The organism is Colwellia chukchiensis, assembly GCF_002104455.1.
GTDB lineage: Bacteria > Pseudomonadota > Gammaproteobacteria > Enterobacterales > Alteromonadaceae > Cognaticolwellia > Cognaticolwellia chukchiensis.
In genome coordinates, this window is the sequence record NZ_NBOC01000014.1 from 58,130 (window position 1) to 82,956 (window position 24,827).

Consider the following 24,827-nt stretch of genomic DNA (forward strand, 5'->3'; position numbering starts at 1 on the left):
AAACAAATTTAAACATAAACCCTCGCTCTGCAAAGACCGGGGGTTTTTTATTGTTAGTTATTCATCAATCATTTTATTTACACAAGGGATTAGCTATGACTCAGGCACAATATTCAGGTGCTGAACTGGTGGTAAAAACACTATCAGCACTTAAAGTTAAATATTTATTTGGTTACCCAGGCGGTACAGTATTAGATATTTATGACGCGCTCTTTCAACAAGCTGACGTTGAACATATTCTTGTTCGTCATGAACAAGCTGCCACTCACATGGCCGACGGTTTTGCTCGTGCTACAGGCGAAGTCGGGGTTGTGCTAGCCACATCAGGCCCAGGTGCTACTAACTGTATTACCGGTATCGCCACCGCTTACATGGACTCAATTCCTATGGTTGTGCTATCTGGACAAGTACCCACTGGCTTAATTGGCGACGATGCCTTTCAAGAAACGGATATTGTTGGTTGCTCGCGTCCAATCGTAAAACATAGTTTTAACTGCCGTCGCGTGGTTGATATTCCTAATACCTTAGCGAAAGCTTTTTATATTGCTAGTACCGGCCGTCCAGGGCCTGTGGTTATTGAGTTACCAAAAGATATTTTAATGCCACAAAACAAGCGCGCCGCATTTAAGTTTGATCCCGAAGTAACTATGCGCTCATACAACCCAACCGTAAAAGGTCATCATCGGCAAATCAAAAAAGCAGTTAACACCATTAGCCAAGCCAAGCGTCTGGTAATATATTCTGGTGGTGGCGTTATTATCGCTAGTGCTGCTGAACTTTTAACCGAGTTAGTAGAAAAACTTAATGCCCCTGTTACTAATACGTTGATGGGTTTAGGGGGAGTATCTGGCTTACATGATAACTTTATAGGTATGTTGGGTATGCATGGCAGCTTAGAAGCTAACAAAGCCATGGCTAATGCCGATGTTATTCTTGCTTTGGGGGCTAGGTTTGATGACAGGGTTACCAATAATGTTAATAAGTTTTGCCCTAACGCCACTATTGTCCATGTTGACATTGATCCAACGTCTATCTCTAAAACCATTAATGCCCATATACCTGTCGTCGGCTTAGTTGATGTAGTCATTAAACAATTACTTAACGAACTTGAGCAACAAGAGTTTACGCCCAACCCCGCAGATAACCAAAACTGGTGGCAGCAAATAGAGCAATGGCGCGCCGTAAAAAGCGTTAGTTATCAGCAAGATGACGGTAAAATCAAACCACAACGCGTTATTGAAGCCATGTACCAAATAACTCAAGGTGAAGCGTATGTCTGTTCTGATGTTGGCCAACACCAAATGTTTGCGGCGCAATATTACCCGTTTGCTAAACCTCGGCAATGGATAAACTCAGGTGGCTTAGGCACTATGGGCTTTGGCTTGCCTGCGGCTATGGGGGTAAAGTTGGCCTTCCCTGATAGTCATGTGATCTGCATTACCGGCGATGGCTCAATTCAAATGAACATCCAAGAGCTTTCCACTTGCTTGCAATATAACTTACCTGTGGTAATTATTTCGTTAAATAACCGATCATTGGGTATGGTAAGACAATGGCAAGACATGGTCTATGGCGGCCGACATTCATCCTCATATATGGAGTCTTTGCCCGACTTTGTTAAATTGGCGGAATCTTATGGGCATGTTGGTATTCAAATTAATACCCTTGATGAGCTAGACGATAAACTACAACAAGCGTTTGCCATCAAAAATAGACTGGTATTTGTTGATGTCTTAGTTGACGAGAACGAGCATGTATACCCGATGCAAATACGCACTGGCGCAGTTGATGATATGTGGATTAAAAAAGGAGTAAAAGCCTAATGCGCAGAATTTTAGCAATATTATTAGAAAACGAAGCGGGCTCATTATCGCGTATTGTTGGCTTGTTTTCGCAACGAGCCTTTAACATTGAAAGTTTAACTGTTGCGCCGACAGAAGATGCCAGCTTATCGCGGATCACCATAGTTACCAAAGGTAACGACAAAATACTCGAGCAAATAGTCAAACAAGTTAACAAACTCATTGATGTGATAAAAATTACCGACTTAACTGAACGCAGCCATGTAGAGCGTGAATTATTGCTCATTAAAGTGTTAGCCATGAATGAAAAGTCGCGCAGTGAAGTCAAACGCATTACTGATATTTTTCGAGGCTCAATAATTGATATAGGTAAGCAAATTTATACTATTGAATTAACCGGCGATGTTGAAAAAATAAATGCTTTTATTCAAGTACTTGCCAATGAAACAGAAATTATCGAGTCGGTTAGATCTGGCTGTGTTGGCATAGCCCGTGGTGACAAGGCACTAAGTGTAAAATAGTCATAGCGTTTACGATACGACAATACCCAAGTGTTAGCGTTAAAATATTAGCTGCCTAACGGCGGCTAATATTACGTTAGCGCTTATGGGTTATTGGCCTGCTCTGGCATTTTGTTATTAATAAACCAAACTCCCTGCAAGCACATGATAACTAACGAAGCAGGAAAGCAAACCTGATCAGCATGCTAAGTTGGCGCTATATGCACAAGAGCGCGAAAAAGCTAAAGTCTTACGGCCTCACCTTCATTTAATATGTATAACGGCACTTGAGATTGCATTGTTTTATGCATTTTTAATAAGCGCAGCAAGGCCGAGTGCGAGCTATGATCGCCCATTTGCCAGCTGTTATTGCCATACCCCCAAGGGATCATCACTTTACAGTTGAGTTCTTGTGCTGCAACTAAGGCATCTTCGGGGGTGGTGTGCACATACCGATACCAATTGCTGTTTTCTTTGTGGTAATAAGAGGCTATTGGCATCAAACAAATATCCATATCACCATAACGTTGTTGAATATCTTTAAAGTGCTTTGAATAGCCGGTATCACCTGCAAAAAATACCCGCTTACCTTGCTGCTCGATAACCCAACCGCCCCAAAGTGTCGCATCGTTATCTTCATAAATATAAGGCACTAGCACTCTACTGCTAAAGTGATGGCTAGGCACAAAGCTAAGCGTCAACTCGGCTAACTTTGTGTTTGCAAACCAAGCCATTTCAGTAATGTCATAACCATCATTAGCAAAGTGCTGAGCAAAACCTAAAGGCACAAAATATTGTGCTTGATTACCTATTTTTTTTATATCGGCTTTATTAAAATGATCATAATGAATATGCGAATACAAAACCGCATCGACCTCTGCCAGCTCATTTGCCGACAACCAAGGAGGCTCAGGCCGAAAAAAACCACCAGCTAACGTAAATGCCCAATCCACCGGCCAATCAAATTGCTGGCTAACAGGGTCAAGTAACAAACGACTGCCATCAGCACTTTGTAGATAAAAACTTGCGTGGCCTAACCAACGTAGTGTAAAACCTGTCGTTGGCTCAATGGCCAATTGTCTACCAACAAAACGACAGCTTTCGGCAGGAGTTGCACAGGCAAGTGCTGGCGATGGCGGATAACACGGCGCTTGACAGGTTAATGGGTAATCTTTTTTACCCGGATATAGGTTCTCGTATCGCGCTGGTTGCGCTGAGCTTGTTTTATATTTGATAATAGCGTCAGCTGGTGTCAGTCGCGTTACTTTATTGCTTGACGCACAGCCAACTATAAATATCAGGCTAAAAACAAGGCTAATTGGTAACTTAGTGTCTGTGATTATATTAATAGCGGTTATCTCAGTAGTTCTCTGTCTAAGTGATGGGTCAAAACAAAACAAAACAAAACTATGCCATAAGCCATTACCATAAGACAATGTCGACTAATAACTATAGTTTTTTCGTCCTGACAGTGCATGTGACAAGGTGTTGCCATCTACATACTCTAACTCTCCACCAACCGGCACACCGTGGGCAATGCGAGAAATTTCTACCGCATAAGTTTGCGCTAGTTCGGCAATAAAATGCGCTGTTGCTTCACCTTCAACGGTTGGGTTAGTCGCTAAAATGACTTCGCTAAATTGCCCTGAAGCCAGCTGCTTTTCTAAAACATCCAAGCCTAAATCGTCGGGACCAATTCCATCAAGCGGTGATAAATGTCCCATTAAAACAAAGTAGCGCCCTTGAAATTCACCAGTTTGCTCAATGGCAATTACATCTGCTGGAGTTTCTACAATACATAGCTGGCTTGCAATTTTTCGCTTTGAACTTTGGCAGATTTCACATAAACTTTGCTCGGTAAAATTACGGCATTGCTGACAATGGCCAATATTTTCCATCGCGCGCGCTAAGGATTGTGACAACTTACTGCCACCTTGACGATTTCGCTCAAGTAAATGAAATGCCATGCGCTGCGCAGATTTTGCGCCAACACCTGGTAAACATTTAAGAGAGTCTATAAGTTCTTGAACTAACGGGCTAAATTTCATTATTACGCTTTCATCTCGTATTATTTTTCAGCTCAAGTTTATCATTTGGCACTCTATTTGATAATCCTTATTTTTAACTGATATTAATTGCCCTTCTTAGCTAAAATATCAGTATGATAGTGAACTGTTTTTCATTCAATTTAACGGCTGCTGTTTTAAGGTGTTTTCATGCTAAGCAACATTATTATCACTTTGAGCTTTTTACTGCTCAGCTATTTCACATTGCAGCGACTATTGAAGTTACCTAAAAATGTTTGGTTGCTTTTTTTAGTGCAAGCTTTAGTTATGTCAGCATCACCCGTGATTGTATTTATCGGTGGCATTTTGGCGACAAGCATGGGGGCTGACCCAGCTTTGGTTACGCTTCCTGTTACTGTGATGATCTTAGGTGTAGCATGCGCGGCTATTCCGGCAGCTATGTTGGCTAAACACAAAGGTCGTCGGTTCGCGACATTTACCGGCTTTAGCTTAGGTTTTATTGGAGCCTTAATCGCTAGCTTGGCGGCATTAATTGCCAGCTTTGAGTTATTGGTCTGTGCCAGTTTGTTATTTGGCGTTTGTACCGCGTTTATTCAGCAATTGCGTTTTGGCGCCATAGAAAGCGTCAGCGATAGCAAGGATACCCCAACGGTGTTATCCATTTTAATGTTAAGCGGCATTTTCTCGGCATTTTTAGGCCCTGAGATTGCCGTACTTGCCAAAGACTGGCTTGCTTCGCCACATGGCTATGCTGGCTCGTTTTTATTACTAGCAGTGCTTTTTATTATTGCCATGATATTGATGCGCGGCTTTCGCAACCCCGATATTCACCACCAACATCAGCCTGGTGAAGTGCGGCCATTAAGTACGATCATTAAACAACCTATTTTTATTATTGCATTATTGGCGGCGGCAATTGGCTTTGCGTTAATGAGTTATTTAATGACAGCAACCCCTTTAAGTATGCATAAAATACAAGGGCACAGTTTACATGACACCAAATGGGTAATACAAAGTCATATTGCCGCTATGTTTATACCGTCGTTATTTACCGCGTTGTTAGTTAAATATATTGGCTTAAAAAATCTCATGCTGCTTGGAACAGTCATCTATGCGCTAGTGATTATGATTGCCATGTCGGGTGAGCAAGTAATGCACTACTGGTGGGCGTTAATACTGCTAGGTATTGGCTGGAATTTTCTCTTTCTTACCGGTACTTCTTTGCTGCCACAAAGTTATCGCAGCAGCGAACGACATAAAGTACAAGCCTTAAATGATTTTGTTATTTTTGCCTTACAAGCTACGGCATCATTAATGGCGGGTTGGATTCTATTCAACTCAGGCTGGCATGGTGTAGTATTAACAAGCCTACCATTTGTGGTCATCTTGTTTTTAGTTAGCTGGGCTTATTTAAAAAAAGAGCAAGTTAGTAAGCATAAACGTTCCAGCAAACTTTCACCAGACGCGCGCTAATAAAGGCAACAAAAGCAAAACATATAAACCGATATTTTAAGGGAGCAACATGTTACAAGCCATTATTGGCTATCAACGTGATGAGCAACAACACTGGGTTGCAAAACTTAACTGTGGTCATTTGCAACATGTCAGACATCAACCGCCATTTATTAATCGTCCTTGGGTGCTCAAGCAGACTACTCGCGATGCTATGTTGGGCCAGCAACTCAACTGCGTTAAATGCGAAAACGGTGCGGCAAAAGATTTTCTTTAATAGCCTTTAGTCATAAGCCTTTACTTTTAATTATTGTTCATTCTTAATGTCATGTGGGATATTAGCCAGATAAAAATACCTCTAGTGCATAGGCTATATGGCTTGTACAAGTTATAATGGGAGCCATCTATTATGAGTACTGAAATAGAAATCACGGTGGGTATTTTTAAGTGCCAAAGCGATCAAGAAATATTTTATCAACGATTATCCGAAGTGACTGGTATTGCAAAAATAGTTCATAGCGAAAATCGTGTACAGATATGGGTCAATGATAAACAATCGCCGCAAGCGTTCAAGGATGTTTCAGCACTATGCGATATTTGGCATCTGAGCTTTCGCATCATAAGCTAACCAACCTGGTCGCGTAACATTAACCAACAAATAACTCGTTAAAGCGAGCAAAATACCTGATGACAGGAATGATATTTTCAATATGATCAAAGTTGTTTTTTCCAGAATGCGCGGTGGAGATATTTGCCCACCCCGACAACGAACTTCAAAAGTAATGTGGTCTTGGTTAGGTGCTTTTATCGGTATGTATTTGATCGCCATACTTAGTCGTCTAACCGATATTGATATTTTGAAAAGTATGTTTCTTGTTGGCTCATTTGGCGCCTCTGCGGTGCTTATTTATGGCGCGCCACAGGCTGATTTTTCACAGCCTAGAAACTTTGTCGGCGGGCATATATTATCGGCCTTTATTGGCGTGACTATTCAAAAGTACCTAACTTTAGATATTGCACTGCTTGGTGCGCTAGCGGTTTCAGTGTCTATCGTCGTCATGCATTATACGCGTACATTGCACCCTCCTGGCGGTGCCACAGCATTAATTGCCGTTATTGGTAGCTCGGAAATACACAGTAATGGGTATTTATTTGTTGTATCACCCGTGGCACTTGGCTCTTTAATATTATTGGCCAATGCATTAATTGTGAACAATTTATCTCGCAATCCTTTACGGCACTATCCCCGCTATTGGCTATGATAATAACCGTGCTTAGATGTATAGCGGCATTAAATTAAGCCGACATAGTTTATAAAAAACGTCTAATTTACTGAGTGTTATGGCAAGTATCTGCTATGATAATGAGTCATTAACAACCGTTTTAAGGATATTAGATGATTGATTTTAATAACAAAGGTTTCTTTAAATTAAAACAAGCGCCTGAATACGCCGAAAAAGTGACAGAGTTATTACTCACCGACGAAGAGATAGTCGACGCGTATAAAACCATGCGTGATGGCGTGGTATTTACCAATAAACGCATTATTGCGGTAAATGTACAAGGAATAACCGGCAGTAAAGTTGATTATACGTCATTACCGTACAAAAACATTGTTGCCTACTCGATTGAAACATCGGGTACATTTGATCTTGATTCTGAGTTAGAAATTTACTTTTCCGCGCTTGGTAAAGTGGTGTTTGAATTTAATGGTCGCTCTGAGATTTTAGCGATCTCTAAAATAATTTCCCAACATGTACTTTAAGCCAACTCACATTAACTAACTCGGTATTTAATGCACTGGTGCAGCACTAGCACATTTTACTTTAGTGTCTGCACTGCGCTTTATAATTCCTTAATCGTTCAAAACTGTCCCTAAAGCGTTCTGTTTATTACTGACTCACATGGTATTAAGATTGATGGCTAATTATTGTTTAAGTGATTAACTGTATCGCTGTCAACTTAGTTAAAGACATGGCTAACAAAATTTTCTTATAACTTCTCGTTAATAGATGAGAAAATAAATTCACCTAAGCTAGCGCTTGCTTGTTAGAATATGTCAAACAGTGACCTAACGCTCAACAGTCCGGCAAGTTAAGCAAAAAAAGTTCAACATTCATGATATTAAGGGTAAAGCATTGCAACATTTAGTTTGGGACTTAGATCCAGTATTTTTCTCCATAGGACCATTAACTGTACATTGGTATGGCGTGTTATTTGCCACTGCTATCTTGTCGGGTTTGCAAGTAATGAAGTGGATTTTTCAACAAGAGCAGCAAGATCTTGCCAAGCTAGATAATTTGTTAGTTTACATCGTTATTGGCGTCATTGTTGGTGCTCGTTTAGGGCATTGCTTCTTTTATGAACCGGGCTACTATTTTGCTAATCCACTAAAAATATTCGCCATTTGGGAAGGCGGCTTGGCAAGCCATGGTGGCGGTTTAGGCGCTATTATTGCCGCTGGCATTTATAGTAAAAAACACCAATTAGCATTCAGCTGGTTATTAGATAGGCTAGCAATTTGTACCGCATTATTTGGCTTTTTTGTCCGTAGCGCTAATTTTGTAAATTCTGAAATTCTCGGAACCGTGAGCAACGTGCCGTGGGCAATCATATTCGCCCGCATTGACAACGTGCCGCGCCACCCTTCACAGCTTTATGAAGCCATTGCTTATTTAACTATCTTCTTTGCCTTATTAATTTTTTATAAACAAAAAAAAGCGCAAACGCCGTCGGGCTCAATTTTAGGTATTTTCTTAATACTGGTGTTTAGCGCTCGTTTTCTTATTGAAATGATAAAAGAAAAACAAGCAGCCTATACGGCAGATATTGCCTTAACCGCTGGACAAATGCTGAGTATTCCATTTTTTCTTGCCGGTGTCGCGCTGGTGATATGGTCGTATAACAACCACAAAGACAGTAAATAGCATTAGCAGCTTAGTGGTAATCAATCGCCAATAATGACCAAACGAAAGCAAAGAGAATTATGAGTAAAAAATATTATGTGATATGGAAAGGCGCTAAAACCGGTATTTTCCAAAGCTGGCAAGATGTCAAAAACCACACTCAAGGTCGCGCTGATGCCCAATATATGGGCTTTGCAACAAAAGCTGAGGCCGAAGCCGCCTTTCAAGCCAGTTATACCAAAGCTTTGAGTCAACGCGCCTTGAGCAAAAATAGCGGCAATAAAGCGGCGGCTGATAATAGTGCACCAAAGCAGGCTGCGACGGGTATTGCTCAGGCAGATATTGCCATTTATTGCGACGGTGCCTGCTCGCCGAACCCAGGCAAGTCGGGCACTGGCCTAGCTATTTATCATCAGCAACAACTAATCGAGTTGTGGTATGGCTTATATGAGCCTATGGGCACTAATAACACCGCCGAGCTTAATGGCATGCTGGCGGCATTTAAGTATGCGCAAGCAGCTATTAAACAAGGTAAAACCGTGCAAATACTGTCAGATTCGAAATATTCAATCGACTGTATCACTAAATGGGCCAAAGGTTGGCAAGCAAAAGGTTGGACGCGCGGCAAAGGCGAAGAAATCAAAAATCTGGCGGTGATCCAACAATGCTTTAGTCTATACCAAGCTTTAAAAAATCAAATCATTATTAGCCATGTTAAAGGCCACGCGAACATAGAAGGTAATGAGTTGGCCGATAGAATGGCGGTATTAGCGCGTATGAAGCGCACTAAAGCATTAGTGCAATATACAGACACTATTGATATTAAAACCATCTTAGCTATGCCTTCTGGTTAAGTTACTTTCGACCATCAAGAATGCAAGTACAGTTTACATCGGCTGTAATGGACAAAGCCCTTGCTTAGCGCCAACGAACTCAGTATGCTACGCGGCCTTTTTTTCGTTAGGAGCTTTTCATGATTGGATTTGACTACGGTACGTCAAACTGTGCTATCGGCGTGATGACAGATCATCAACCACAACTGTTATCGTTAGGCGATCATGGTCGATATATTCCGTCAACCTTATATGCACCCAGTCGTGACATTATCGTTAACTGGTTATTTAAGCAATTAAGCTCGCCAGCGCGAGACAGCTTTCAACAGCAACGCAAGTTACAATTACAAAAAGGCCGCAATAGCTTGCGTGAGTTAACGTTAGACGGCTACCCTACTGAGCTCTCCTTTGGCAAAGCAGCATTAAATCATTATTTACAAGCGCCCGATGAGGGCTACTACATCAAATCGCCAAAATCGTTTCTTGGTGCTAGCGGTTTAATGCCACAGCAAATCGCCTTATTCGAAGATATTGTTGCCGCCATGATGAGTCATATTAAATCCTTGACCGAAGCAAGCCTTGGTAGAATGGTTGATGAAACCGTGATCGGTCGGCCAATAAACTTTCAAGGTTTACAAGGGCAAAAAAGTAACCAACAGGCACTGGCAATACTTAGCAACGCAGCAAAACGCGTCGGGTTTAAAGCGGTTGAATTCCAATATGAACCCGTTGCGGCAGGCTTTGAATATGAAGCTAGCTTGCGCCAAGAGCAAAAAGTGCTAGTGGTGGATATTGGTGGTGGTACCACTGATTGCTCTATGTTATTAATGGGGCCAAAACAAGCAAGTTCAATGGATAGAGCACATGACCTACTAAGCCACAGTGGCGAGCGCGTCGGTGGTAATGATTTTGATATCGCCTTAGCCATCGAAGCCATTATGCCCAGTTTTGGTAAAAATAGCTTGCTAAAAAGTGGTAAACCTATGCCCAGTAATAGCTTTTGGCAAGCGATGGCCATTAATAATATTCAATTACAAAGCGAGTTTTATAGTGCTGAAAATGCACGCTTTTTACAACAACTTATTCGTGATGCAGAGCAGCCCGAGCTATTAACACGTCTGCTCAGTGTACAGCAACAAAAACTCAGTTATCGGGTCGTTAATGCTGCCGAGCAAAGCAAGATTGCCTTAACGGAGCAAGCAAGCCAGCACATTGATTTAACCGATATAGATGAAGGTTTACACATTAACCTAGATAGAAGCTGCTTTGCCAATGCTTGTCAGCGCCAGCTCAATGCTATTGCCTCATTAATGACAGAGGCGATAGCTCAGGCAAACACCCAGCCAGATGTGGTATTTGTTACGGGTGGTACGGCTAAGTCCCCCGTATTACAGCAATTTTTACAGCAGCAATTGCCTGGCTGTCAGATAGTGGTTGGCGATCACTTTGGCAGTGTCACCGCCGGCCTAACCCGCTGGGCTAATAAAATTTATGCGTAATATATAATTTTTAACCGTACAGCGTTAGCCAAAACCTGAGCAATACTAGGCTGTGCTCAAAAGACATTTAGCCCGTAGCCACGATATTGGCTAAATGTCTCTGCGAGTATTGTAACTTAATAATCAGCGGCAAATTCAGTTAAAGTTTTGCCATTCATACGATAACCTACCCACTCAGTTTGCGCGATTGCCCCTAACGAATGATAAAACTCTCTGGCCGGCGTATTCCAGTCTAAACAATTCCACTCAAAGCGCGCACAATCTTTATCTTTGGCAGTTTTTGCTAAGGCTTTTAACAGCGCAACACCGGCGCCTTGCCCACGATGCTCTGGCATAACGTATAAATCTTCTAAAAATAGACCAGGCTTGGCTAGCCAAGTGGAATAATTGAAAAAATAAATCGCCGAGCCTACTGCCACGCCATCAAGCTCACAGATTAACGCATAAACATGACTATCTTTTGCAAAAATCGATTGCTTTATGCTTTGCTCTGTCGCTAATACTTCTGCTTCCGCTTTTTCATATCTCGCAAGATCTTTGATAAATTTAAATAATAATTTAGCATCATCGGCAGTTGCCGCTCTGACCACTAACTTACTCATACACTCTCCTGAACATGTTATTGCTGATATTGTCATGATTGACGGCTGCAATAATGGCTGATCATGTTTGTTATTACATTTTACTCTTTAACCGCCTTTAACACTTGTCGTGCTTGAACAATAATAGCTGCTTAATGCCTGAGTTTTGCGTGTTGCTGATTAAAACTTGCCTCACTAACTAAGACTATTTGCTGGTTAGCATCTTGTAAAACAATGTCAATTTCGGCTAAGTGATGAACAATTAATTGCCGTAAATGCTGTTTATTTGCCGATTTTAAATAGTCGGCTAAATACTCATTACTTGCAAATACACAAGTAACTTTTAAGCTTTTTGATAACGCTTTAAAGTTCACGTCATGTGTTAGCCAAACAAAACCATCGATATTGCGTTGAGCGCTTTCACACACCTGTGTTAAAGCGTTTATAATTTTCTGATCTATCTTTTTATCTGATTTACGCATTAAAAAACCTGAATTAAACTTCACTGATTACATAGCTATTGGGAAGATATTGCATTGATTCATCCACAAATTCTTCACCAAGATAGCTATTTTTACCCGCTTTTTTACTTGCTAATAAAAACTCGTCTGCTTCCTTAATCAGGGCATCAAAATTAAAGCTTTGATTTCTGTCATGTATAGCATAACCAGCCGATACAGTAACCGTTAACGAATGTTCATCATATTCAATCACCATATCGCTGACTGCTGCTACTATCCGCTCGGTGAGCTCTCGCATTTGTACTTGGGTAATGGCTTCACACAATAACACAAACTCGTCACCGCCCCAGCGAAGCAATAAATCATGCTCTCGTATCTGAGTTTTTATGGTGTTAACAATTGCCTTTAAGGCTTTATCGCCACCATCATGGCCAAAGGTGTCATTAATAAACTTAAAGTCATCACAATCTAGTATTAATGCTCCTAACGACAGCGTTTTATCGGGCTCGCGATCAAGTCGAGACTGCATCGCGGGTAAAAACTCTTTTAAATAACTTCGACAATAAATGCCGGTTAACTCGTCTTTCATTGACAACAACATTTGGGCTTTGAGTATGCGCTGGCGAGCGATAAACACTAAGAGAAAAAAACAAAATACTAGCGTCAGTGCGACAATGATAAAAATAAAAAACTGCTGTTTTTTTTCACTTTCCTGAGCCTCGATTTTATTGGTTAGCAAGGAATTTTTAAGTGCCTCTTGTTTATGTTGGCTTTTAATACTACTTAAGCGTTTATCCATAGTGGTAAGTAAGCTCACGGTATTTTTTTCCCGAGCTAAACGCTGAAAATCCGCGTAAGTGCGTAAATACTTTAACGAGCTTTTATCATCGCCCATTTGTTGGTAAATATTACTGAGTAAGTAATGTATCGCTGCGCGGTTATTTAAATGTGCTGTTTGTCGATTATACCGTAAACTCTCGCTGGCGTAATCAAGCGCAAGTATCGGCTGGTTAAGTGCTAAATATAACTCAGCGAAGCTTTTGTTAACCATTTGTAATAAATGCACATCATGACTAGATGAGGCTTTAGTATAGGCTAGAGCATACCAGCGTTTAGCTGCAGAGAAATTTCCTAAGCCTTGATTAACCACCCCCTTTAAGCGATACCAGTAGCCATCGTCAAGTTTACCCTGCACAGGAATACGTTCCGCCTTGTTCATGAGCGTAAAGGTTTCTTGTGGATCAGCCTCAGGCAAGTTATTTCGTAATTTAATTAAATAGCGCGTTGCTAATAGCTCACTATCATAATTTTTAGTTTGTTGGGCTAGCTGAATCGCTTTTTGCAGTGGCTCAAGGGCTAGTTGATATAGCTCTAATTCAATATAACTTTTCGCTAAACGATTTAGTGCAATAATTTGCCCTCGGCTGTTACCGGTTTCAAATGAATGTTCCGCCAGTTTTTGAACATAGAATATGGCATCAGAGTAATTACCGCGCATAATAAATATTGCGCTGATGCTGGCTAACGCATCGATTAATAAATGATCATTACTAACATGTTTTAATGTCGCAATCGCCAAAACGAGGTAATTTCTTCCATCAATCCAATTACCTTTGTTGGTTTTGAGCTCAGCAATATAGGCATAAATGGGTGCTTGTAATTTAAGGTATTTTGCTTGTTCTATCTCACTAAGTATTTGAGCAACAAAGCGGCGATTTTCATCACTATTTAAATGCGGTATGGTTTTGAGCTCGTGGTAAGAACTTAGTGGCTCTTGAGCATAGGACTCTTTAAAGGCAAACATCACAAATAAAAGCGGGATCAAGATCAAGCATTTAACTATTTTGCTTGAACTAATCATATTCATGAACAAACTCCATTTTTGTACAAACGTTCCATTGTTAAACATTACTTTACCCTATATTTAAATATATGTAATCTTAAATTCAACAAAAAATTAATATCACTGTACCGCTTCAACTGTCAGCTGTATAAAGGATAAGTGAACTGTTTATAATCAACAGTAAACGCCGCAATATCACTATAGGTAGATAAAGGTATTTTTTAATAAAAACTTTTAACCGCGCTGATGTATCTAAACTCATGCAGCCATAAATGAAGTATCATTACTTATTTTCAATGTACAGCGAGACAATGTAGGGAGCGTAAAAATTTAAGTGAATAACCTGACCCTCACCCAAGATGAAAATCTTTCTATCAAAGTCAGTTATCAGCTGTTGCCTACTGATCATAAGCGACTGGATTTATACTTTTCTTTACCTATTGAAATGGGCATAGGCCCACAAACTTTAACTGAAGAACATTACTTTCATAGCAGCATAGAAAACCACAGCGCCTATTATTCTGATCAAATGCACCTGCCCTTAGTGCGCAGCCGCTTTATTAGTCAAAAAAAAGGACAGATCCGCGATTACCGCTTAAACCTAAACCTTTTTTCTTATCAAATATTAATCGCTTTAGATAATGATATAAAGCAAACCATTAAGTTAAAAGAAAGTGAAGAGTTTTATCCGCAGGCCATTGTTTTAGCTGAGCAAATTATCAGTTTATTAAAAAAATTAAGACGCTATACACCACCAGATAAAAAACTTAGGCCTTTTTTTGAAAATGCTGATAACTACCTAAGCTGGCAGGTAGAGCAATCTTTTTTAAAGTTGCTCTCACGTGGCCCTAAAAGTAGTGACTTTAGTGCCGAACGCAATTTTTTGATCACCTTGTGTCGTAGTGAAAATGAATATCGACAAAGTAACCAATATAATTCGCAAATAACGTTAGATGATCCAAATCGTATCACCAATAAAATGCGGCTGTTGCAAAGGCTGATTGAATATGGCGTGGTATTGCAAAAAGATGTTAAAAGTCTTAACCGCAATTTAAAGCGTGTGGTGCGTGGTACAGTTACGGCGGTCATCATGGCCTTTGTAATGGTATTAGTTTTAAATGCACGCGCTAACTTTGCTGAAGTCACTATTGCCTTAGTTGCCATGTTAGGGGTTATTTATGGCTTACGAGAAATTTTTAAAGATGATATTACCCGTGTTATTTGGCGTAAGATCCAAAAAGGACTACCAAAATGGAAGCACATTTATACCAATAGCTTCAATAAAGTAACCATAGCTAATCAAACCATCTGGCTCGAATATATTCGTGATAAAGATCTACCTAAGGTGGTAGATAAGTTATTTCAGACCCGGCGACATCAAAATAAACAAGCCGCCAGATTACTGCATTTTCGCAGTGATACAAAAGTCAATGTTAAAAGCTTTATGCCTGGCTATGACGAAATTCAACAACGAATATACTTTAATCTCACGCCTTTTATTCGCTTTTTAAAAAAAGGGGAAGGTCGTTTATATTCGCTTGAATCAAACAATAAAGTGACGAAGCAAGCGGTCGAGCGACGTTATCAAATTAACCTTGTTGTTATGTATACAGATAGACAGCACCGTAGGCAAGCACAACGCTTTAAGATCACCATTAACCGCTCAACCATCATCAATATTGAAGCCATGGAAAATAATGAAGATATTGATGAATATATTGATGAAGATTAATGCCAAGGTTTTAATAAACTGCAATAACTATCGCATAAAGTTAAGTTTAAGATTTATCTTTTAACCACTGGGCCAATGGCAAAAAGTGATCTTCAACCGCTAACGGATGCGTTAATATATTAATATGATCGTAATCGACAAGATTGCCAGCTTGTTTAGATAATAAGCTAAATTTGGCTTGTGTATTCCCACATTCATCAATAAATAATTGTACATCCTGAGCATGGCCCAAAGCCTGATCTTTACTGCCAGTAAAATGCCATGTTGGTGGCCAAGTTATTGCGTTTGCGGCCTGTTGATAGTCAAAGCCATCATAACGATCACGCCAGTGCCCCGGCTTGACCCAAGCTAAACTTTCTTGCAATGACTGTTTGGTTTCATTATCAGCACCTAGACGATATTTTTTCGCGTCTAAATAGCCATGCCGCTTCACTAATAAAGGCGCAATATAACGCCAGATCAAACCAATCTTCACAAAAGACTCAAGGTTTTTGGCCGTTACCACACGTTTAGTGCCGAAACAGGTTTGACTAAGAACTTTATCTAACCATTGTGGATAACGAGCAAGAAAACTGGCTAACAGCACGCCGCCCCATGAGTGAGCAATAAGGTGTATTTTTTGCGGGTTTAACAGCTGAATTTTTTCTAAAAACAAGGGGATATCACGCGTTATTGCTTCATATTGGCCAAAACATGACTGCGCATTAATTAAAGGAGTACTTTTACCACGGCCGCGCAAATCGCCAACATAGACATCAAAGCCCTGTTCAGCAAGAAAACAAGCTAAACCTTTGCCTTTCTCAGAGTAAAAAATAAAGCCATTTTCAATCGTACCATGCAGTAAAAAAATTGGCACCCCGCCTGGGCGCTGCCAAATATGTCGCAAGTGAAGTTGCTGCTCGTTATCGGTAATAAATAAGGACTCTTGCTGCATTAACTCGCTCCTCGTTATCAATAGCTAAAAAATCATCTGACATAAGGCGCCATACTAACAAAACTGACGCAAAGTGGTATGACCACACCCCACTAGCGTACTGACTTTTTTCACCAAGGACAAGCATCAATACGCTTACCTTAGCATTGCTTATTCTAGCGTAGCTGTTTAATGACAACATACTCAGTGTAAATTGCTTCGTTGATGGATACTCGCTCATTGCTGCTCTGGATATTCAAAGCATAATGAGACTAGTGAGTCTGTGCGGATAAGGGTAACATTATGCGAAAACCCTTGCGGGTATTAAGCAGCTTGGAACAGCAGTTTGCACGCTATTACGCCAATTTATGCCGACTTTATCAGCAGTTGTACATTTCTTAATTAAAAAACTTGCTCAGCACTTGCCTTCAACGATTTTACACGTATCATGCCGCCCTATTTTTATTTTTCCATCGTCAGGGCCCCCTATTTTTATGCGTAAACTGCTTACCTCTCCTAATGCCATGGCACTTAGTGCTAGTGAACAATCTATTTATCAAAATACTCTTACTTTTGTCGCCGACCTTAGCTTAAACTTAATGGCGGTAAAGGTAACTAACCACCCCGATAACTTTCTCGATTGGTGTAAAGAGTTGCATCGCATTTGCGCTCACGACCTTAACCGTGACTTATTAAACCCTGACCAAGAAAAGCCGCTAAAAAAATTACAACAAACCTTGGCTAATGGGGTAAGCGCTTGTCAATTAAAAATGGCGCGCGTTATTCCCTGGCCACTTTTTGTTAACTTTATGCACGATAATGCATCACGGCAGGCGCTCACTGAGCGACTAAGGCTTCTGGATTACCTTAGTAGCATTTGCGATAAAAGCTTTAGCGATATGAGTGAAGAAGATAGGCTAGCATTTGCGGGTAAACATACCGCGCGCCATGATATTAGTGTGTATGATTTTGATGTTGAATGGTTTGCTAGCACCCGTGCAGCAAATACCTTTCATCAATACTTGCAAACAAAACCGCAGGCATTCGATCAAGCCTTAGCACATATCCCGCTAGCAGGCGAGGTGACTGAGAGCGATTATCTGCGCTTTGTTGACGCCTTTAAAGCGATATTTGCTGCCGATGATAGTGCTAAAAATGCAACACTAAGTGTTGCCACGCGACTATTGGCCATGCGCCGCCCTGATCAGTTTATCGCCTTAACCAGCACTAAAATGTCGTCACTTTCAGTGGGGCTTGGTGTGGTTAAACTCAACCAACAAAGCTTTGATGACTATTGGCATGAAATGATCCTTACGCTAAGAAATACTGCATGGTGGCGCAGCGACAAACCCAGTGATGAGACTGAGCTTAAGCTTTGGCAATATCGTGCTACCCTTATCGATTTGTTTTTATTTGCCGATAACAATCTCGCAGCAAACTCGAATTACCTTAAAATGCGCGACAAACCAAGCAAAACCAAAATTGGGGTAGTAAGGTCACTAAAGCGTAGCAAAGAATCGGCTGAAGCTATTGTTGATAAAGCACTAGCTGAGGATGATTTACCCGACTTTATCCACAATATGCGCAGCACGATTGTCAATAGTGTTAAAGACGGCAAAACCGTTGACCAAGCCATTACGTTAATGCGCAATATATTTGGTTAACAACATCACAGTAGAATAATGCTCAGGTCTCGTAAAGCGTCAATATTTACAATAATCCCCAACGCGTGAGCATTATACATGAACAATTACACTCCGCGAGCAAACACAGCTGGCAACTTTTTTATGGCATAGCGTGGCAACTTGGAATAAGCGCTGACGAAGCCACGCATAAGCCCAAACGCCACCGCAGCGGTGGGTAAGTTAAGTCTGTTTACATGAGTCGTTTTTAAACATTGGCGCCCAATTTATCGACCTATGCCCTGCCCCTCCTAAAAACTGCGCTTTAGCCACGGCGATTTTTTACACTTAAGTGATAACGCCACAATTTAAAAAGCCAGCGATTCGCTCAACTTGACGGCGATCAAAAAACATATTTACTGTTCTGTCATACTGACTTATGCTGCTGTGATATCCTGTCGTTAGGTTAATTAAGCAAGGTTACATTCGTTAAGCATTAAAATCGCGTCACAAAAGAGACAGCTTATGCCATTGAAACAAAAAGGTGAGCCAGTTATTGATTGGACTCAATATCTTAAGTCTGGGGATAGAATTTTTATTGGCTCAAATGCGGCGGTACCAAACGCATTAATTGACAACTTAATTGCCAACTCCGCCGGATTGCATGATATTGAAGCGGTTCATATCCTAACCTTATCTGACAATGTTTGGGCTGAACCCCAACATCAAGATTTATTTAAAATTAATGCCTTTTTTATAGGTGGCACTAACGTTCGTCAAGCCATAAATGAAGGGCGCGCAGATTATACCCCCACTTTTTTATCTGAAATTCCAAAACTGTTTAATAAAAATATTTTACCGCTAGATGTGGCCTTGATCATGGTCAGCCCACCTGATGAATATGGCTATTGCTCTCTCGGCGTTAGTGTTGATATTGTATCAGCTGCAATAAAAAAAGCGCGTTTTGTCATTGCCCAAATCAATCCTAAAATGCCCCGTACCAATGGTCATAGTTTTGTGCACCTTAATCAAATTCATGCCCATATCACAGTCAAACAGTATTTACCTGAGTTACCTGAGCCAGAGGTAGATCAAGTCACTGAGCAAATTGGTCAATATGTGGCTATGTTGGTGGAAAATGGCGCTACCATACAAATAGGTATGGGTAATATTCCATCAGCGGTATTACGGTATTTAGCAAACCATAAAGATCTCGGCGTGCATAGTGAAATGCTTTCTGAAGGTATTATCGACTTAATGCTTAAAGGCGTGATCAACAACCGCAGAAAAACGTTCCATCGAGGCAAAACCGTTGCCAGCTTCTGCGTTGGTACACGGCGTTTATACAAATTTGTCGATGGCAACCCACATGTTGAGTTCTACCCTAGTGAGCATGTAAATTCACCGGTTAACATAGCGCGTAACGAAAAAATGGTGTCTATTAACAGCGCCATCGAAGTCGACTTAACCGGACAAGTGGTTGCTGACTCTATTGGCTATCATTTTTATAGTGGTATTGGTGGTCAAGTGGACTTTATTCGCGGCGCATCGTTAAGTAAAGGCGGCAAACCTATCATCGCTTTACCATCAACCACAAAAGATGGCAAAATTTCTCGTATTGTTGCCCATCTCACTGAAGGGGGGGGTGTTGTCACCTCTCGCGGGCATGTCTCCTATGTCGTCACAGAATATGGTATTGCCTCACTGCAAGGCAAAAGTGTTCGCGAACGTGCGTTAGAGTTAATTCGTATTGCCCATCCTAAGTTTAGGGCGCAACTTCTCAGTGATGTGCGCAAACATTACTGGGTTCCTGAATACCAAGAGAACACGCCGACCTCGGTACCTGAACTGGGTAAAATTGCCATCAAGCGCTTTACCTTCGCAGACTCAGAATATTTTCTTCGCCCACTAGCCCCAGCAGATGAGCGTAAACTACAAGAGTTCTTTTATTCTCACAACAAAGAAACCTTGATGATGCGTTATAACCATCACGCCACACAAATGAGTCGTGAAAAGTCATGTAACTTGGTTAGTGTTAATCAACATATCGATTTAGCACTATGTTTAACCGAGCATGATGACTTAGGAGAGTCGATTCAAGCAGTTGGGCGCTATTATTACCTTAAAGCCAGTAACAGTGCCGAAGTTGCATTTGTGATAAAAGAAAGCAAGCGCGGCAAAGGTATGGCTAAAGCACTCTTGTCAGAAATAATCAAAATTGCGAAAATCAGAGGCTTATCACAGTTGGTAGCGTGCGTGCGCCGAGACAATGCACCCATGCTAAAAGTATTTGAAAACGCAGGCTTTATTAGAAAACCATCGGAAGATTACGACGAAGTCAGTTTGGCATACACTTTATAATATTAACGGAACGTAGTATTAGCGTCATAAAGTCTGTCGGGCTATCAATATAATCTAGCAACCACTGATTGTTAGCACATTATACTCAATGCGTCGGTGATGGCTGTATCGTTTTAAACACAAGACATAACACTAAATAGGAGTTTCAATATGACCGTTGGCATTATTAGCCATCACCAGTGCTTAGCTCACCAGATGGGCGAGCATCACCCTGAAGCCCCTGAGCGCTTAAATGCTATCCAAGATCAGCTCATTCGCAGTGGTTTAGACTATGTCGTTAAACAATACCAGGCTAAAGCGATTGATAAAACTCGGCTATATTTAGCCCATGATAAAGACTATGTAGAGTACATTTTTGCTAATGCGCCCAGTGAGGGTGACTTTCAAATAGATGCCGACACGAGTATGTGCCCGGCAACCTTAAATGCCGCCCTGCTCTCTGCTGGCGCTGCTATTGATGCGGTTGATTTAGTTATGAACAAAGAAATTTCATCGGCATTTTGTGTTACTCGACCGCCAGGGCATCACGCTGAACACGACAAAGCCATGGGCTTTTGCTTCTTCAATAATATTGCCCTTGCCGCTATTTACGCTAAAACACACTATAAATTAAAACGGGTTGCCATTGTCGACTTTGATGTTCATCACGGCAATGGTACGGAAGATATCATAAAAAACCGCAAAGGCTTTTTATTTTGCTCAACCTATCAATACCCATTTTACCCTTTCGAGATACAAGCCAGTAATAAAGCACCCATTATTAATACCCCGCTCGATGCGACAACAAAAAGTGCTGACTTTCGCCAAGCAATACTGGATGACTGGTTGCCAGCATTACATAAGTTTAAACCGGAGATGATCTTTATCTCAGCTGGCTTTGACGCTCACATTGAAGATGAAATGTCACAACTGAGTTTGATAGACGAAGATTATCGTTGGGTAACCGAGCAACTCAAACAAATTGCTGATAGCTATGGGCATGGGCGCATAGTTTCTGTGTTAGAAGGTGGCTATGCCCTAAACGCTTTAGGGCGCAGTGCGGTTGCCCATATTAATGGCTTAATTGGTTATTAAAATAATGCCCTTGCCATTGATTAATTTGCTCGCCACACATCTAAGGTTAAAGCTTAGTGTGTAGCAAACTGTGCTGTGATTATTTTAAGATGATTTCTCGCAGTCGATATTCCCCAGTGAGGGTTCTCACGTTAGGATAGGTTTTTGTTAATTCGCGTGCATTATCTTGATTAGCCTGACCCCAACTTTTCATAAAAGTATTATACTTTTTCTGGTTGGGCTCTAAGTCTGCACTGCTGTCAAAAACCACCATCAATACCATGTTAAAATCACCGCTTTGCGGCAGTTCGCTGCTATATATTTTCCAGTCTTTGATATAGCCTAGTTTTTTCTGCAACTTAACGGCTTTTACCCAGCTTTGTTTAATGCCAGCCAAATAGACATCGCCCATATTCGGTGCAATGCGTACCGTAGTCATCGAAATAACTTCTGTTCCAATATCATAATCTTTATAGATCTCAAGCTCAGCGTGAGAAGAAACGGCAAAGAGTATGCAACATAAGCTTATCAGCTTAATAAACTGTCTCATATTATACTCTCCTAGTGTTACCGAAAATTCGGTAAGGCAAGTATAGTCAGTGCGCGTTATTTTGCGAGTTTAACTGCTAACACTGATGGCAGCAGCTCTACAGCAAACACTAGGATGTATTAAAGCTCAGATGCTAAGACAGGTTATTGAGCAAGCGCTGTTGGCGCTTAAGACTCTTTTTCAATGAACTGACGTTCGGCTGGTTTCGCTAAAATCTCAAGATAAAAAGACGTGACACCGGTGGCGACAATATTATCCATCGCTTTGTTAATGTTAGATACATGGACCATATCGGCAGTTTGCTCTGTTTTGCCTATTTTACAATCAAAGTCCCAATAGTCTGCTGCTTCTGGTAAAGCCTTATTGCGCTCGCGTTTTAAATACTTTTTGACTTGATGTTTTATAGACTCAACCATGCGTGCGGGTTTGATTTTATCATGGCTGATTTCGAAAGTTTTTTTCATGAAATTCCTTGGCGGATAGTATGGACACTCTAATGCTAACATTTAACAAAAAGCCCAGTGCGTATTTTACGTAAACCGTGCAATAATAGCCACACTTAGGCTTTACCTTACTGCTATACATAAGCCAATAAGTACCAAGCTCAGTTTCTGCCATACAATGTATAAATACCAGCAATAAAAAAGGTCGTGCATTCGACGACCTTTCAAGGGATTAACTATGGTTTATTAAGCTTACACACTTTCAAATGCATTTGATTGCTCAACTTCAAATCTTTTATTCTTTCTTGCCGATAACACGCCTTTTCGATGTGCCAAGGCTTTTTCAAGCTTAGTTGCGGCGCTTGCTATCGCGGCATAGAGCTCTTTATCGGTGGCATTAACTGAGACGGTTGCGCCTTCATAAGAGGTTGTAGCTTCTATTTTCTGTTGATTAGGCTCAACGGTAACGATGACGTCTAAGGTCATTAAGCTTGGGAAGTGTTTGGCAACTTTGGCAAATTTATTTTCAACTGCTAAGTTAATGCCTTCGGTGATTTCAACGTGATGTCCAGAAATATTTATTTTCATAGTGCTACCTTTGTTGTTGTCTTCAACTATATACTCTGGGCACTGACAGCAAAATACAATAGCGAAATTGATCTTATTTGTAATTTCATACTTAGATGCTCAGAAAGCTTGTTTTAAATCAAACTAAACGCACCATCCCCCATTGCTTAGCTACTTACTATTCAAACGAGAAATAACTTTAACCACAACTAACACTAAACCACCAGCGATAAAACCGACAATCCCATCAAGCAATATGGGTAAAACATTTTCCGCTAACAAGCCAATGTATGGAGTTAACCACAGTTCAAGGTGGTGAAATTGTTCGCTCAGCCAAGAAAAGCTATGAACAATAATGCCACCACCAACCAAAAACATAGCAATAGTGCCGATAATGGTTAACAGCTTCATTAATTGGGGAGCAAATATCAATAAACTTCGACCGAGTGCTCGTTGCAGCGTATTAAAGTGCCCCGAGTGTGATTTACGCAATAAATACAGCCCTAAATCATCTAGCTTGACAATGCCAGCAACCAGCCCGTAAACACCAACAGTAAAAATAATAGCCAATGTTGAGATAACCAATACTTGTGTTTGAAACGCCGCTGATTGCACTGAGCCCATGATAATGACAATAATTTCAGCTGAAAGGATAAAATCAGTGCGAATTGCACCTTTTATCTTGTACTTTTCCACTGCAACAAGGTCAACATTGTCATTACTAACCGTTTGCACAAGTGTTTGATGTTGACCTTTTGAGGTTTCTTTACTCGCTAAAAGTTTATGACTGACCTTTTCAAAGCCTTCATAACAAAGAAATAAGCCACCAACAATCATCAAAATGATGATCAGTGGCGGTAAAAAAGCACTAATCAATAACGCCGAGGGTACTAAAATCAACTTATTAACAAATGAGCCCTTGGCAACCGCCCAAACCACCGCTAACTCTCTATTGGCTTTAACCCCAGACACTTGTTCCGCATTGAGTGCGAGATCGTCACCCAAGACGCCAGCAGATTTTTTCGCGGCCACTTTCGATAATATCGCCACATCATCGAGTACAGCGGCAATATCATCTAGTAAGGTTAATAAACTTGCTCCTGCCACTTAAACTCCTTTTATTAATATTGTTAAGCGGCCATAAACCGATTATTTTTTTAGCATAGACTTTAAGTCAGCAAACGGATTATAGGTTGCTGTGTCTTGATTACTATCACCGGCTTTAACCTCGGTTTGGTAATTGGCATGGTCGGTATATTTTGCATGCTCATTATCATGGCAATATATACAGAGTAACTCCCAGTTGCTACCATCATTAGGGTTGTTAGTATGATCGTGATCGATATGATGTACGGTTAACTCTTTTAAGTTTGAATAAACAAATTCACGCGCACAGCGCCCACAAACCCATGGATATAGCTTTAACGCGCGATCGCGATAACCTTGCTCTTGGCGCTTATAATTAAGGCTGGTACCTAATCTATCTGAAGACATAGTAATGCATTACAAAGAAAATGAGGGGGTTTATTGTATGAGTAAGCTTTCACAACTGCAATAGTTCACAATTAATCGTTATCAAAAAAAACTGCTGATTTCAAACGACTAATCGCCGTGCTTTTTATTAGCACCACTTTACTTTTAGCTAACAACTTGTCATGGTAATTAGCAACATGTTAGGGCAA

At 40.7% G+C, this 24,827-nt stretch carries 25 protein-coding genes; 14 read left to right on the forward strand and 11 right to left on the reverse strand.

Annotated elements, in window-relative coordinates; translation table 11 throughout:
* Positions 1-95 precede the first annotated feature (95 nt).
* Both B6K83_RS14080 and ilvN read left to right on the forward strand, forming a co-directional pair.
* Positions 96-1,823 (forward strand): acetolactate synthase 3 large subunit, encoded by a 1,728-nt coding sequence (locus B6K83_RS14080; protein ID WP_085285562.1) that lies wholly within the window; start codon positions 96-98, stop codon positions 1,821-1,823.
* A complete protein-coding gene (ilvN, locus tag B6K83_RS14085; protein ID WP_085285563.1) occupies positions 1,823-2,323 on the forward strand; it encodes an acetolactate synthase small subunit in 501 nt (166 codons plus the stop codon). The genes B6K83_RS14080 and ilvN overlap by 1 nt, the downstream gene beginning before the upstream one ends.
* Positions 2,324-2,544: 221 nt before the next feature.
* Here ilvN and B6K83_RS14090 read toward each other — a convergent pair whose 3' ends face one another.
* Entirely contained in the window at positions 2,545-3,651 is a 1,107-nt protein-coding gene (locus tag B6K83_RS14090; RefSeq protein ID WP_085285598.1) for an MBL fold metallo-hydrolase, read from the reverse strand.
* 93 nt (positions 3,652-3,744) lie between these two features.
* The gene (gene recR, locus B6K83_RS14095; protein ID WP_085285564.1) at positions 3,745-4,350 is read right to left on the reverse strand and encodes a recombination mediator RecR; all 606 of its coding nucleotides are present in this window, start codon (positions 4,348-4,350) and stop codon (positions 3,745-3,747) included.
* 168 nt (positions 4,351-4,518) lie between these two features.
* Between recR and B6K83_RS14100 the strand changes: the two genes are divergently transcribed.
* The 8 genes from B6K83_RS14100 to yegD all read left to right on the forward strand — a co-directional run bounded on the left by B6K83_RS14100 (position 4,519) and on the right by yegD (position 11,019).
* On the forward strand, positions 4,519-5,802 hold the full coding sequence (locus tag B6K83_RS14100) for an MFS transporter (protein ID WP_085285565.1): 1,284 nt from the start codon (positions 4,519-4,521) through the stop codon (positions 5,800-5,802).
* A gap of 49 nt (positions 5,803-5,851) precedes the next feature.
* Positions 5,852-6,058: a DUF3565 domain-containing protein gene (locus tag B6K83_RS14105; RefSeq protein ID WP_085285566.1), complete on the forward strand. Its 207-nt coding sequence runs from the start codon at positions 5,852-5,854 to the stop codon at positions 6,056-6,058.
* Positions 6,059-6,190: 132 nt separating this feature from the next.
* Positions 6,191-6,409, forward strand: coding sequence for a hypothetical protein (locus B6K83_RS14110; protein WP_085285567.1), 219 nt, complete (start codon positions 6,191-6,193; stop codon positions 6,407-6,409).
* Between the two features lie 85 nt (positions 6,410-6,494).
* A complete protein-coding gene (locus B6K83_RS14115; RefSeq protein WP_085285599.1) occupies positions 6,495-7,043 on the forward strand; it encodes an HPP family protein in 549 nt (182 codons plus the stop codon).
* Between the two features lie 134 nt (positions 7,044-7,177).
* Positions 7,178-7,546 carry a PH domain-containing protein gene (locus B6K83_RS14120; RefSeq protein WP_085285568.1) on the forward strand — a complete coding sequence of 123 codons (369 nt, stop codon included), beginning with the start codon at positions 7,178-7,180 and terminating at the stop codon, positions 7,544-7,546.
* 373 nt (positions 7,547-7,919) lie between these two features.
* Positions 7,920-8,708, forward strand: coding sequence for a prolipoprotein diacylglyceryl transferase (gene lgt / locus B6K83_RS14125; protein ID WP_085285569.1), 789 nt, complete (start codon positions 7,920-7,922; stop codon positions 8,706-8,708).
* 59 nt (positions 8,709-8,767) lie between these two features.
* Complete coding sequence (locus B6K83_RS14130; protein ID WP_085285570.1) at positions 8,768-9,541, forward strand: ribonuclease H family protein; 774 nt, start codon at positions 8,768-8,770, stop codon at positions 9,539-9,541.
* A gap of 119 nt (positions 9,542-9,660) precedes the next feature.
* Positions 9,661-11,019 carry a molecular chaperone gene (gene yegD / locus B6K83_RS14135; RefSeq protein WP_085285571.1) on the forward strand — a complete coding sequence of 453 codons (1,359 nt, stop codon included), beginning with the start codon at positions 9,661-9,663 and terminating at the stop codon, positions 11,017-11,019.
* A 116-nt stretch (positions 11,020-11,135) separates the two neighbouring features.
* Here the strand turns inward: yegD and B6K83_RS14140 are convergent, their stop codons facing one another.
* The 3 genes from B6K83_RS14140 to B6K83_RS14150 all read right to left on the reverse strand — a co-directional run bounded on the left by B6K83_RS14140 (position 11,136) and on the right by B6K83_RS14150 (position 13,928).
* A complete protein-coding gene (locus B6K83_RS14140) occupies positions 11,136-11,621 on the reverse strand; it encodes a GNAT family N-acetyltransferase (RefSeq protein WP_085285572.1) in 486 nt (161 codons plus the stop codon).
* A gap of 131 nt (positions 11,622-11,752) precedes the next feature.
* On the reverse strand, positions 11,753-12,082 hold the full coding sequence (locus tag B6K83_RS14145) for a Fis family transcriptional regulator (protein WP_139175585.1): 330 nt from the start codon (positions 12,080-12,082) through the stop codon (positions 11,753-11,755).
* Positions 12,083-12,095: 13 nt separating this feature from the next.
* The gene (locus B6K83_RS14150; protein WP_158088360.1) at positions 12,096-13,928 is read right to left on the reverse strand and encodes a tetratricopeptide repeat-containing diguanylate cyclase; all 1,833 of its coding nucleotides are present in this window, start codon (positions 13,926-13,928) and stop codon (positions 12,096-12,098) included.
* 310 nt (positions 13,929-14,238) lie between these two features.
* On the opposite strand from B6K83_RS14150, the gene B6K83_RS14155 reads away from it, so the two are divergent.
* Entirely contained in the window at positions 14,239-15,636 is a 1,398-nt protein-coding gene (locus B6K83_RS14155; RefSeq protein ID WP_085285575.1) for a hypothetical protein, read from the forward strand.
* Positions 15,637-15,682: 46 nt separating this feature from the next.
* Here B6K83_RS14155 and B6K83_RS14160 read toward each other — a convergent pair whose 3' ends face one another.
* The gene (locus B6K83_RS14160) at positions 15,683-16,570 is read right to left on the reverse strand and encodes an alpha/beta fold hydrolase (protein WP_085285576.1); all 888 of its coding nucleotides are present in this window, start codon (positions 16,568-16,570) and stop codon (positions 15,683-15,685) included.
* A gap of 473 nt (positions 16,571-17,043) precedes the next feature.
* Here B6K83_RS14160 and B6K83_RS14165 point away from each other — a divergent pair, with 473 nt between their 5' ends.
* The 3 genes from B6K83_RS14165 to B6K83_RS14175 all read left to right on the forward strand — a co-directional run bounded on the left by B6K83_RS14165 (position 17,044) and on the right by B6K83_RS14175 (position 21,606).
* Positions 17,044-18,213, forward strand: a complete 1,170-nt coding sequence (locus tag B6K83_RS14165) for a hypothetical protein (protein WP_085285600.1) — start codon at positions 17,044-17,046, stop codon at positions 18,211-18,213.
* Between the two features lie 483 nt (positions 18,214-18,696).
* Positions 18,697-20,532, forward strand: a complete 1,836-nt coding sequence (locus B6K83_RS14170) for a GNAT family N-acetyltransferase (protein ID WP_085285577.1) — start codon at positions 18,697-18,699, stop codon at positions 20,530-20,532.
* Positions 20,533-20,682: 150 nt separating this feature from the next.
* Positions 20,683-21,606: a histone deacetylase family protein gene (locus B6K83_RS14175; protein ID WP_085285578.1), complete on the forward strand. Its 924-nt coding sequence runs from the start codon at positions 20,683-20,685 to the stop codon at positions 21,604-21,606.
* A gap of 79 nt (positions 21,607-21,685) precedes the next feature.
* On the opposite strand, the gene B6K83_RS14180 is transcribed toward B6K83_RS14175, so the two are convergent.
* From B6K83_RS14180 to B6K83_RS14200, 5 genes are all read right to left on the reverse strand, one after another.
* Positions 21,686-22,135, reverse strand: coding sequence for a serpin family protein (locus tag B6K83_RS14180; protein ID WP_233144029.1), 450 nt, complete (start codon positions 22,133-22,135; stop codon positions 21,686-21,688).
* 167 nt (positions 22,136-22,302) lie between these two features.
* Entirely contained in the window at positions 22,303-22,599 is a 297-nt protein-coding gene (locus B6K83_RS14185) for a DUF6172 family protein (protein WP_085285579.1), read from the reverse strand.
* 231 nt (positions 22,600-22,830) lie between these two features.
* Positions 22,831-23,166, reverse strand: a complete 336-nt coding sequence (hpf, locus tag B6K83_RS14190; RefSeq protein WP_085285580.1) for a ribosome hibernation-promoting factor, HPF/YfiA family — start codon at positions 23,164-23,166, stop codon at positions 22,831-22,833.
* Between the two features lie 150 nt (positions 23,167-23,316).
* Positions 23,317-24,252 (reverse strand): DUF808 domain-containing protein, encoded by a 936-nt coding sequence (locus B6K83_RS14195; protein WP_085285581.1) that lies wholly within the window; start codon positions 24,250-24,252, stop codon positions 23,317-23,319.
* 42 nt (positions 24,253-24,294) lie between these two features.
* Positions 24,295-24,639, reverse strand: coding sequence for a YajD family HNH nuclease (locus tag B6K83_RS14200; protein WP_085285582.1), 345 nt, complete (start codon positions 24,637-24,639; stop codon positions 24,295-24,297).
* Positions 24,640-24,827: the final 188 nt, after the last annotated feature.